The organism is Candidatus Woesearchaeota archaeon (genome assembly GCA_016192995.1).
Lineage (GTDB): Archaea > Nanobdellota > Nanobdellia > Woesearchaeales > DSVV01 > JACPTB01.
In genome coordinates, this window is sequence record JACPTB010000001.1 from 262,983 (window position 1) to 275,281 (window position 12,299).

The following is a 12,299-nucleotide window of genomic DNA, read 5'->3' on the forward strand; positions in this document are numbered from 1 at the left end:
ACATGGTAGATAAAGATATTAAAAAAGGGTTAATTGTATTTCAAGATAGGAAGATTAGGAGACTTTGGCATGATAATCAATGGTTTTATTCTGTTGTTGATATAGTTGCAGTATTAAGTGAAAGTGATAATCCAATGACCTATTGGAGGGTACTTAAACATAGAGAATCCCAACTCGTTACAATTTGTAACGGTTTGAAAATGCCAGCTGAGGATGGCAAATCACGATATACTGATTGCGTCAATACCAAAAATGCTTTTCGGCTTATCCAGTCAATTCCATCCAAGAAAGCAGAGCCGTTTAAGATGTGGTTAGCTCAGGTTGGTAAGGAAAGAATTGAAGAAATTGAAAATCCAGAGCTTGCTCAAGATAGGGTGAAAGAATACTATGAACTCAAAGGTTATCCAAAAAACTGGATAGACAAAAGGTTAAGGGGCATTGCCATAAGGCAAGATTTAACGGATGAATGGAAATCAAGAGGCATCCAAGAAGAGAACGATTTCGCCATTCTGACTAATGAAATCTCAAAGGCAACATTTGGTAAGACAGTTGGTGAATACAAGCAGTTTAAGGGATTGAAGAAACCGAACCAAAATCTCAGAGATCATATGACTGATTGGGAATTGATTTTAACTATGGTTGGTGAGAAAGCTACAACTGATATTACTGTTGCGAAAGACGCAAAGGAGTTTCCACAGTTAAAACAAACCGCAAAAGAAGGCGGAGACATTGCTAAGAATACACGAAAAGAACTGGAACAGAAAATTGGGAAGTCTGTTATTTCAAATGAAAATTATTTACATTTAGCTGAAAGAAAGAAAAATAAACTATTAAAATAAGCAAAATTGCCAAGATTAAACTCCCATGCAGGTTTTAACCCTGAACTAATCAGAATTCAGTTGAAATTGACGCATCCTGTTCGTCTTTTCGGTGTTATGTCTAGAGAACTTTGCAAAATTATGGTTACTGCCAATTTCGTGAGCATTTTCGAGGTGCATATCGAGCAATTTTCGAGGTTCCAGAGAGAAAATTGCTTTGTTAAAAAGATATCTCAATGCGAACTGGCAGTAACCCGAGCTTTGCGAGTATTTTGCAAAGTTCTCTCTACGGTATTTCTTCCTGCTCCCAGCTCAAGTCTAATCTTTTGTTTTCTTTGAGATTTTTCATAGCTTCAGCTACAACCTCAGTAGTAGAATATAATAATTCTTTTCCCCCCCTTTTCTCACGAACTTTATTTTTCATTTTTATTCTATCCCCTTAAACTTCTAGCTATATTTATATATTCTGATTAAAATGATTAAACTTTATATAAAATGAAAAAGTTTATATATATACTACAATAACCTTATAACTTATGAAAAGAAAAGTCATTCAAATTGCAGAATCTACACAATTGATTTCTTTGCCAAGAAAATGGGCGCAGATGTTTGGCGTCAAAAAAGGAGAAGAGTTAGAACTCCAAGAAAAGGGCAATAAGTTAATTATATCAACAGAAAAAGCAATAGATATTAAAAAAATCAACGCTGATATTTCTCTTTTAGATAGAACTTCAATCATTTTTTATATACGAAGTCTTTATAGAAAAGGTTATGATGAAATAGAACTTCATTTTTCTAATCCTTTAGTTCCTCACTTTAGAGTAGGAAATGATGTTAGTGTAATTTCAATAATTCATGAAGAAGTTCGCCGCCTACTTGGTTTTGAAATCATTCTTCAAAAAGAGAATATGTGTGTTATTAAAGACATATCGAGCGTCTCTTTTAAAGAGTTTGAAACAGTAATGAGAAGAATTTTACGTTTATTTGTTGATGCGATGAGTGATTTTGTAAAAGGATGTAAAGAGGGAAATACCATTTTATTAGATACCATCGAAGAAAAACATGATTCTATTACACGATTTACGAGTTATGCACTTCGAATTTTAAATAAATCTGGGTTATCAGATGAATACCATAATTCAATCGTTTATACTATTATTGTTTTTATTGATAAAATGACCGACGTCATTAAATATTCTGCTCGAGAAATGTTAAAAGAGAATATCAAACTTTCAAAAACAAGCTGTACAGTTCTTGATTTACTATTAGAATCGTGCCAGTTGTATGACGAAATCTTTTATAAGTTTAATAATAAAAAAGTATTTGAATTATATAATAAAAGAAATGATGCGCTTGAAATGCTTAAAAAAACACTTACGAGCTTGGGAAAACGAGAAATATGGTTTATTACTGAAGTAAGAAATTTATTTGAATACATTGTTGCAATTACTGAAGCGCGGCTGAGTTTGCTACAGCATTTACCTGAAGAGTAAACAGTAATGAAAGCACGTTCTTTAGCATACTAAGAACCATTCTTATCATAAGAACTGGTTGTACCTCGTTTAAGCGCATCATCTAGATCCTGATAAAATCTCATTACTAATCCTGGCGTCCCTGGTTTATCACTTAATGAATATCTTATGCCTCTATTCTGTTGTTGTTCTTCATAAGCATTTCCTAAGATACCAAGCACTATCTTTAATAATGTTTGTTCTTGAAAATTCAAAAAGGAGTCTTGTGTTCTTGGACCACTACCTAAATACTTAAATCCAATAATAGTATCGCCATCTTGTCTTTTAAATACAACAAAATCAATGCCATTATATGTTCTCTTAAAACCCTCGTAGGTAATCTTTTCTCTCTCTAATAGCTGTCTTAAACCGTCTTGATCTCTAATAAGTAATGGTTTAAATTGGGTTAGTTTATTTAAAATATCGGGAAGGTTTTGCCCAAATAAGCGTTCCAATTTATCTGCAACAAAGTTTTCATGAATATTCCTTGGATCAGGTTTCTGTTGATTATTTATCATGAAATCAAAGATATGTCTCTGTGCATAAAGTGCGGTTCTGCTAGCATTTCTATATCCTGTTTCATACACAGCTTGGGTATAAAATCGAGAAGAAGGATCAATTGGGTTGGAAGTGTCTAAAACAATATCTGCATATGTGGAACTAAGCTCCATAAATTTAGAATTTAATGCCCTTACTCTTTCTGCTTCATTCTCAACTAACTTATCAAATTTGTCACGAGTTAAATCTCGTCTTCTTAGCTGTTGTCCTGAAAGAGTGTCTCGTATTCTCTTTTCAACGCGCCTATCAATTTGATCAGCATTGGTTTCATCTAGTCCAGTAATTACATATACTCCATTAGGAAAAATTTCACGTAATCTAAGAAAAGCATCTGGACATGTTGTTTGACAAACATAAAGAGGTGCAAATACCCTAGTTCTAATATCATCTGGTTTAACAAGGCTTTTATAGTTGGGTTCTAATCTTTTGAGCGGTGAAAACGCTCTCCGCTTAATTCGATCACCTGGGGGAGGAAATGCATAGAGATTTTCTCCAAGTTCATAAGCTAGATAGTAACTTCCCTTGGTGATGCCATCTTGTAAAATATCTCTCGGTTTTGAGTCATGTGTCCGTCTTTTTCTATGGAGAACTTCATTTGGTCTTTTCTCTCGTGAAGCATGTGACCTTAAAAAAGTGACACTAAATTCCACATCTTGAACACGCTTTTGATCTTGCAATGCTAGAAGATGGTCGATTGTTGTCGTTTTTCCCGTGCATCTTCCACCGCCAATTATTATAACATTAGGCGCAAAACGAACTTTCTCATCAAGTGTAGTCTCACATTCAATAAGATGTCCAAAGTCATATTGATGATGTTCTTGAACCATAGTAAATCAACTTTTTCAAATACAGTTATTACTAACTATTAGTAATAAAAATCTATACTTAATAAGTATAGAAATAAAATTTACTTTATAAACTTTTATATATACCACCCTATCGAAAAGTCCCATGAAAGCCCTCATCCTATCCTCAAATGCACTAAAACAGTCGAGTAATCTAGATAAACAAACAAAACAAACACCAATCGCCCTCACCCCAATAGTAGACCAACCCTTAATTAATTACCTTATTGAAAAGATAGAAGAACTTTCTGCTGTTGATACTATTTATATCATCACCAACAACAAGTTTTATCATGATTTTGTTGATTGGAAAGAAACTATCCTTAGTTCTAAGCATATTGAGATTGTTAATGATATGACGAACACCCCTGAAGAAATGTGCGGAGCAATAGGTGATGTACAATTTGCTATTACTGAGAAAAAAATAACTGATGACCTCCTCATAATTGGCGGAGATAATCTCTTTGATTTTAGTCTGGTTGAGATGCAAGATTATTTTAATGATAAAAAAGCAACAGTCTTAGGTGTTATTGATTTACAGGTTAAGGAAAAAATTGCAAACAAGTATGGCGTTGTTGAAACAGATAAAGAAAATAAAATTATTGGTTTTGAAGAAAAACCAAAATCTCCTGCAACTACTTTAACTGCCATGTGCTTATATTTTTTAAACAGCAAAGATATTTCCAGTGTTGCTTTATTCTTGCAGCATCATCCAGCAGGGAGCAATGGTGATTTCATCAAATATTTAGCTGAGCAAACACCAGTTTATGTATTTCCTTTTACTGATGGATGGCTAGGTATTAACGATAGTAACGAATTAGAAAAAGCGCGAGAACTATACACCCATAAAAGGATGATTATCTAATGAGAATTTTGCAAAATTCTCTAATTATTATTTTATTTCACCATCTGCTAATAATTCAGGATTATAAACTTTTTCAAATGGTACTCTTGCCCTCAATGTTTCATTATAATGAAAAGCATAGCTATTCTCAGAATAATCTTTATCAATAAAGGTTTGTGATTTGTCAGGTTTTGAAATGAATAAAAACTGTCCCCAAATAGCTTCTAAAGGATGGTCAATAAGTAATGATTTCTTGTCAGCAATATCATAAATTATCTTTGTTCCTTTAAGGGTCATAAACACTTCAAAATCATTGTTTGTTTTGGTTGCTGGATACCATCCAAAACCATCTGTTTCTTGAAGTGTGCTTGCATAGAATTTAATTATATCATTATTCAAATCATCATAGTATGCTCCAATTACAAATTCATCAGCTGGTGACAATGTACCACCTGGAGTTTGCTTGATACCAAGATAATTAAATGATGGAAGTTGTTGATCATTGTGTTCAACAAAGAGTATTCCTTCAAATGATTGTGATGCTGTATACTTGTTGATTAAGTAAAGACTTGCATTCTCTTTTGTTAGAATTGGTCTCATCGGAAGTTCTAAATTGTTTCCTGATTGTTTATAACCACCAAAGCCAAGGTCACTAAACGTGATTGTAGTATCAACTATATTTAAACTAAATTTGGAGTTTGGACTGTCATCAAAAGGATAAGTATAATAAGTATTAGAACTGGGTACGGTAAAAGAAATAGCGTAAGATTTACCATATGTTACATCATTAATAACCATTTTTTGATTAAAAATGTCTATTGATTTTATTTGCATAAGATGAGCGTTATTATTGAAATCAATAATTATAAAATATGCCTCTTGACAAGCAGTCAGCTTATTCTCTGTGGCTAGCAATCCCGAGCATGATTCACCTTCAAGATATACTCTTTCATCTGGATGTTGATCAAATTCCACAGGGGCATCAGTTCCCCAGTAGGTAAGTTCTTTATCAGTTACTTGAGCACTTCCAAGATTATTACTCGTAATTAATTTTGGTCCACTCGGCGCAATAAATACTGCTTTTTCATAAGCATAAGCATCAGCAGATAATGGCAATGTTACATCTTGACCATCATTATTAGTGAATACGATTTCTGCTGAACTTGATCCACCAACAAAACTGATTTCTTCCCTAGGATTGTCTTGGTTTTGATCGTTGAGATATCCAAATCTAATACTGAAAGTTTCAAGCAAGGGATCAGTTAAGGCATCACCAAGTTTCAGAAATTGTGTATTTTCAGGTGTATAATTGTAACCAAAACCTAATAAAATATTTTTGTTATAAGGATCTTTTCTGTAAACAGATGGTTTTATGCTCGTTATCACTTCGTTGTTAACAGTTACTGATGACGCTTCGTAGTCTTGCCCATTAAAGAATTTAACGATTCTTGGTTCGATGGCAAGTTTGCATTTATACGTTGGTTTATTATCAACAATAACCTCGGTAAGATTTAAGTAGAACTCTATATTATTTGCAACGCTGAATTCATCAGGAATTCCAGGATGTATAAAAAAAGCATTTCCATCTAAAGAGAATTCACACCAAGTTTTATCAAAATCTAATGAATCAGGATCAGAAGATTTATACTGAATATTGCTTTCTAAAAGCGTTAATTTATGGCAATTGCCATCTTCAAAAGCAAAGCTGATACTTTCTCCAGGATAATTAAATACTTTAGTGTATTTACTAAACAGCAATTTTAACATAAAGTAACTAGGATAATTTGGAAGGTAATAACTATCAAGAACTTCAGCTTCATATCCTTGGAAGTTTATCAAGTGCTTATCAGCAAAAAAAGCATTACTTAATAAGTCAATCGGCGGCATAAAGGTGAGATTATAAGCATAGAAGCTTTTTTGCTGAGGAAGAATCTTCAAATAAGTTATTGGTTCTTGAAATGAGGCATCTGGATACCCAAATACTAATCGGGCACCAGCTTTACTAAAATTGCTATCAGGCGCAATACTTATTGTTTGTAGGTACTCTTTCTCTGTTGGTATTCCTTTTTTATAGTCAAGCAACTGCATGCATGCTTCATCAGAAACACAACTGCCAGATTCACAATGATAACCTTCAGGGCATTTTTGCGGTTCTTCGTAGCCGACAATGATATTGTCTTTGCAGACCGATTCTACGGCATAATCACCATATTGTACTGGATTATTTTTTACTTCTTCTAATGTGGAATATGCTGTGCAAAAATCAGGGGATTCTATAAATGATTGAGGATTATTTTTTGTAGTTTCATCAAATGTTTCGTAACCTTTTGCAGTGTTTGCTTCAAATATATTATTCCCATCTTTATCCTGGCAGCCGCAAGCTCCTTGATTGCAAGGACACTCAATATATGCTGAGGTTATTTGTTCTGTTTCTTTACAATAATATTCTTGAACATAGGTTTTATCACTGTTAATAACCAAATTAAGATTTGGTGACATCTCAAGTATTTCTTTGCCGGTGAAACATTGATCGCTGCCTGTAATCATTTCATTATAGTCATAGTTTAATCCTGTTGTTTTTCCATATATAAATGGTTCATCTCCGCCATCTGTGTCAGTACAAGTGTTTGTTGGTTCAATTGGTGAGCATGCTTTGTTTAGATGAAGAATAGTTCCTTGGTCACCAACAATATAAACATCATTGCTTGAACTACCCCAAATATCCGATAAATGCACAGTTGTGCCACTTTCCATTTTTTTCCAGCTTACACCATCATAATGTAGAATCACTCCACCTGTACCTGTAGCAAATACATCACTGTCTGAATTACCAAAAATACCCAATAAATGCCCAACTATGTTGCTCTCCATTTTTTTCCAACTTACTCCATCATAATGCAGAATTGTTCCACCCCATCCTGCTACAAATACATCATTGCTCGAACTGCCCCAAATATCCCATAACTCCTCAGTAGTGCCACTTTCCATTTTTTTCCAAATTACTCCATCATAATGCAGAATTGTTCCACTATAACCAACAGCAAATACATCATTGTTTGAACTGCCCCAAATACCTTCTAAACCAGCAATCGTACCGCTCTCCATTTCTTTCCAGTTTACACCATCATAATGCAGAATTGTTCCACTATAACCAACAGCAAATACATCATTGTTTGAACTGCCCCAAATACCCCACAAACTCTTAGTTCCACTCTCCATTTCTTTCCAGTTTACACCATCATAATGCAGAATAGTTTCTTCTATACCAAAAACAGATTCACCAACAGCAAATACGTCATTGTTTGAACTACCCCAAATGTCAGCTAAAGTCTTAATTGCGCCAGTTTCCATTTTTTTCCAACTTATCCCATCATAATGCAGAATCATTCCACTCTTTTGCAGACCAAAATTATAAAAACCTACTGCGAATACATCATTGCTTGAACTGCCCCAAACACCCAATAAATCCTCAGTTGTGCCACTCTCCATTTTCTCCCATTTTAGTTCATTTGGATTACATTGTAGGCAAACACCATTATCACATCCATAAGGACAAATAAATTGATTTGATTTTATTTGATTTACATCGCAAATATATTCATATAATACATCTCCTTCACAAGTATCTGTTTCCTGTTGTCCTGTATTTCCTGATATAAGTGTTGATTGCTTATGAACTAGATTGCCCCAATTCTGAACAACTGTTGGACATTGATTGTAATCAAAGCAAGTCACTGGAACTTCTTGCTGATAGATGAAATCTTCTACAAGCCCTTTGTCTATGAAAATGCCGAAGTTGATCTTCTTACCATTACAATATTCTTCATTTAAAACAAGACCGTCCATTTTTCCCTGTTCTACAAAGGTAAAACTATCACCAGGATTAAATTGAATAGGTACTTCTGTTTTTACGAGCTGGTTCCAGAAATAACCGTCTGCTTCAATATAAGAACCTAATTCTTGAAAATTATAACTTTGATCACCATTATTTTTAACATCACACAACAGGTAGTTCGTTCCTGGTATTGCTTTCCCGGTATTGTCAAAACCTCCTTTAATATAACGGCAATTATTGACGAGGAATCCTTCTGGTGTTTCTTGCTGAGTTTTACATATGCTATGAATAATTTCTCCATTATAAGCAACTGTGTAAATATCATTGCTTGAACTGCCCCAAATACCTACTAAATATTTAGTTGTTCCACTCTCCATCTCAGTCCAAGTATTGCCATCATAATGTAGTATTTTTTCATAACGTGTAGCGAATACATCATTGCTTGAACTACCCCAGATACCACTTAAACTTACTTTTGTTCCACTCTCCATTTCAGTCCAAGTATTGCCATTATAATGAAGAATTATTCCATCATGACCTACCGCAAATACATCATTACTTGAACTACCCCAAATACCATTTAGACCTACTTTTGTTCCACTCTCCATTTCAGTCCAAGTATTGCCATCATAATGAAGAATTGTTCCATCCCAACCTACAGCAAATACATCATTGCTTGAACTGCCCCAAATATTGAATAACGTATATGGTGTTCCACTCTCCATTTCAGTCCAAGTATTGCCATCATAATGAAGAATTGTTCCATCCCAACCTACAGCAAATACATCATTGCTTGAACTGCCCCAGATACCACTTAAATGTACTTTTTGTACTTTTGTTCCACTCTCCATCTCAGTCCAACTTACACCATTATAATGAAGAATTGTTCCATCATAACCTACCGCAAACACATCATTACTTGAACTACCCCAAATACCTACTAAATGTTTAGTTGTGCCACTTTCGATCTTTTCCCAACCTAATGCAGGACACTGACATGCACCATCAATACAACCAAAGGTACAAGTATCAACAAAACTATCAAAGGGAATATCATTACTTTCAGAACATATTCCTTCTAGTATATAATCACCTGTTGATTGTTTTGAATCTGGATCTTGAGAAGCTAAACATGAATCTTCTTGAGAGATTTCTTGGTTATCCCATGTCCAACCTTTAGTTAGTTCTTTAGTATAAATATCACTACCATCAGGATCCAAACATTTAGTATATTTTTTATCAGAACACCTTCCGTCAAAACATCCATACTCACATTTATACCAATCAGCCTGCGTAGGTTCAACAAAATAATCATCAAATTCATTATCTGAATTAACGGTAATTCCTTGCTGATTATTACCGCAGCTTCCTTCAATAACTCCTACATCATTAGGTTCAAGATTAGGATCATTGGCAAAATCATAATTGCTGCCAAAAACATCTTCTGCTGAAACACAAGTATCTTGTTGTGAACTATAAGCTCCATCTGAAGTGTAACCATTTGTTATTCCAATTTCATAATTCTCCCCTAAATCACTGTCCCAGCCTAAATCTATGCCTTTATCACTATCATAACATCCTTTTGCTTCATAACAACCGCCAAAATACTGATAATATTGAAAAATAGTATTAAATGAATTATAATCTTTAGCACCTTTAATTACAATGTCTTCAATTCCAGCAGGAAAGTCATGAACAACAAAATAAGGCACACCATCAATAGTAAATAAATTTGAAAGCGCAACATCCTTATCAACCTTTGCTTGAGTTTGAGGTGAATCTAAACAATTTTGAAACTGAATAAGATCCATACCAACGTAATCTGCGTATTCAATAAGCGCTGCAGTATCATATACATTAAAATTTTCATGTAATAAATAATCAACATATTCCCAATACTTGCCTTGTTCTTCTGCGCAAAATGTTGCACGATCTGTTTGTGCAAGATTAGGATTTAACCAATTCCAGTTCTTTGGATCCACTTCTCTTATCTGAAAATTAATTTTACCAGTATCAATGTAATAATGTTTTATCAGTGGGAATGTTTCTTTGTACCATTTTTTTGCATGTGGATCTCCATATGCATTAAACATAACTAAGGTAAAAGGCGCAGCAGGATCACCTATGATTGGTTTTCCATCAATAAGATTAATTTGTTCAAATTCATCGCTCTCACCAACACCATCTACTTGACTAGAAAATTCGCTATCATCAACAACATCACATTGCAAACATGCGCCATCAACACATCCTTGTGGACAAGAAGGATAATAAGAATTCATGAGATAATCATTATTAACATTATAATTACAGATAAATTCCCTCAAATAGCAGTTTTTTCCCTGACAAGAACTAACTTTAGTTGGCCAATTAGGAATGTCTGTGTAACAAGAATCAGTTTCTGTGATATCACCTTCAATAGCATTAGTTTGATCATTGGCAAGAATAATATCTTCTTTTGAGAGAAAACCCTGAGTTGTTCCCTGAATAGAAATATTCAAACCATCAGAATCAATACAAGTAATACAGGCACCATCTTTACATCCTAAGGGACAAGAAAGTTGATTAAGAACAGCTCCCCTTTCTACACCAATATCTAACATGCAAACACCTTCAAGAATATATTTTCCTTCAGAAACATGAGGCGCAGTAGCACCTAATATATCCAGTTGATCAGTGCAAAAATCGGTGCCTTGCTCATTGACAACACCATCAATCTTTTCAGTAAACGTTCCCTTCACGATAAAATTAGGTTTTTCATTTAATCCAACAGTATCTGTATCCTCACAAGTAGTTTTAACACATTTCCCATTAACACATGCCTGTTCACAATCATAATTTTTATCTTCCTGCTGATTATCAACACAGATCTTTTCATGCAGTTTTTTAATACTCGGAGCAACTTCTGTTATTTTAATTTCATTGCCGTTATTATCAACACATGTATCATAAATATCTAAAGGATTACCATTAATATCATTGACCGTTACAAAATCTTTATTCGTTGGTGTGTCACCTGTTAGATCTTCACAAAACTCTCCAATACATTTATCACAAGGTCCTCCGCAATCAACACCTGTTTCACCTTGATTTTGTAATTCATCGCTGCACGTAGGAGATTGACAAACACCTTTATCGCAGAGACCTTCACAAGCTTGGGATTTTGCTTCAGTTATATAATACCCTTTACCAGCATCTTGAGCTTTACAGGTTTGCTCAATAACAAACCATTTTTTAACACCATTTATTTCAACTGGTTTGCAAGAATCCTCAGAAGGAACACAATATGCTAATCCCCCTGCTTTTTGTTTCTTTAACAACACCTTGCCAAAAACAGTTGGATTATTGCCACCATCAGTATCATAACAACCAATTTCAAGACATTTTTGTAGTCCAGGATCTTGCTGTACTGACTTGCATACACCTTTTTCACATCCACCTGGACATTCGATGAGTTCTGTTTTCAAACCTAGCCCTAATGACTCGTTAGCACCTGGACCTGAAAGCTCGGCACATATTTGTTCTTTAACATATGATTTACCTCGATCAATGATACAACTATCAGGAATTTTATCACAGGTTTTTTTGTCTTTCTTTAGATAAACAGTACCAAATTTCAATGGGCTGTAACCATCAGTATCATAACAACCTTGTTTTTGACATGCTTCCTGCGCTATTGTTTCAATGCGAGAATTTTCACGGGTAGTTTTTCCCGTTGAAGTATCTATTTTTTTGGTGTTTATTGACCGAGAGGTATCAAAATGACCAGGATTGTGGTTAGCTATTACAGACATTGATAAAAAGACGACAAAAATAACGGTAATTGTTAATAGAACCATTGTTTTATAGTTATTGTTGTTATATTTCATATGATCACGCTATAAGACT

The 12,299-nt window shown here is 34.2% G+C and carries 6 protein-coding genes; 3 read left to right on the forward strand and 3 right to left on the reverse strand.

Annotated elements, in window-relative coordinates; translation table 11 throughout:
- Nucleotides 1–2 precede the first annotated feature (2 nt).
- Nucleotides 3–839 (forward strand): Bro-N domain-containing protein, encoded by an 837-nt coding sequence (locus HYY69_01375; protein ID MBI3032098.1) that lies wholly within the window; start codon nt 3–5, stop codon nt 837–839.
- Between the two features lie 265 nt (nt 840–1,104).
- Here HYY69_01375 and HYY69_01380 read toward each other — a convergent pair whose 3' ends face one another.
- Nucleotides 1,105–1,242: a hypothetical protein gene (locus HYY69_01380; GenBank protein MBI3032099.1), complete on the reverse strand. Its 138-nt coding sequence runs from the start codon at nt 1,240–1,242 to the stop codon at nt 1,105–1,107.
- A gap of 112 nt (nt 1,243–1,354) precedes the next feature.
- On the opposite strand from HYY69_01380, the gene HYY69_01385 reads away from it, so the two are divergent.
- Nucleotides 1,355–2,311 carry an AbrB/MazE/SpoVT family DNA-binding domain-containing protein gene (locus tag HYY69_01385; GenBank protein ID MBI3032100.1) on the forward strand — a complete coding sequence of 319 codons (957 nt, stop codon included), beginning with the start codon at nt 1,355–1,357 and terminating at the stop codon, nt 2,309–2,311.
- A 29-nt stretch (nt 2,312–2,340) separates the two neighbouring features.
- On the opposite strand, the gene HYY69_01390 is transcribed toward HYY69_01385, so the two are convergent.
- Nucleotides 2,341–3,714, reverse strand: a complete 1,374-nt coding sequence (locus HYY69_01390) for a hypothetical protein (GenBank protein MBI3032101.1) — start codon at nt 3,712–3,714, stop codon at nt 2,341–2,343.
- Between the two features lie 124 nt (nt 3,715–3,838).
- Between HYY69_01390 and HYY69_01395 the strand changes: the two genes are divergently transcribed.
- The gene (locus HYY69_01395) at nt 3,839–4,597 is read left to right on the forward strand and encodes a hypothetical protein (protein MBI3032102.1); all 759 of its coding nucleotides are present in this window, start codon (nt 3,839–3,841) and stop codon (nt 4,595–4,597) included.
- A 27-nt stretch (nt 4,598–4,624) separates the two neighbouring features.
- Here the strand turns inward: HYY69_01395 and HYY69_01400 are convergent, their stop codons facing one another.
- Nucleotides 4,625–12,280, reverse strand: coding sequence for a thioredoxin domain-containing protein (locus tag HYY69_01400; protein ID MBI3032103.1), 7,656 nt, complete (start codon nt 12,278–12,280; stop codon nt 4,625–4,627).
- Nucleotides 12,281–12,299: the final 19 nt, after the last annotated feature.

Excerpts from the sequence above, each read along its gene's own strand:
- HYY69_01390 (MBI3032101.1), bottom strand. The coding sequence starts at position 3,714 with ATGGTTCAAGAACATCATCAATATGACTTTGGACATCTTATTGAATGT.
- HYY69_01375 (MBI3032098.1), top strand. The coding sequence starts at position 3 with ATGGTAGATAAAGATATTAAAAAAGGGTTAATTGTATTTCAAGATAGG.
- HYY69_01395 (MBI3032102.1), top strand. The coding sequence starts at position 3,839 with ATGAAAGCCCTCATCCTATCCTCAAATGCACTAAAACAGTCGAGTAAT.
- HYY69_01380 (MBI3032099.1), bottom strand. The coding sequence starts at position 1,242 with ATGAAAAATAAAGTTCGTGAGAAAAGGGGGGGAAAAGAATTATTATAT.
- HYY69_01400 (MBI3032103.1), bottom strand. The coding sequence starts at position 12,280 with ATGAAATATAACAACAATAACTATAAAACAATGGTTCTATTAACAATT.
- HYY69_01385 (MBI3032100.1), top strand. The coding sequence starts at position 1,355 with ATGAAAAGAAAAGTCATTCAAATTGCAGAATCTACACAATTGATTTCT.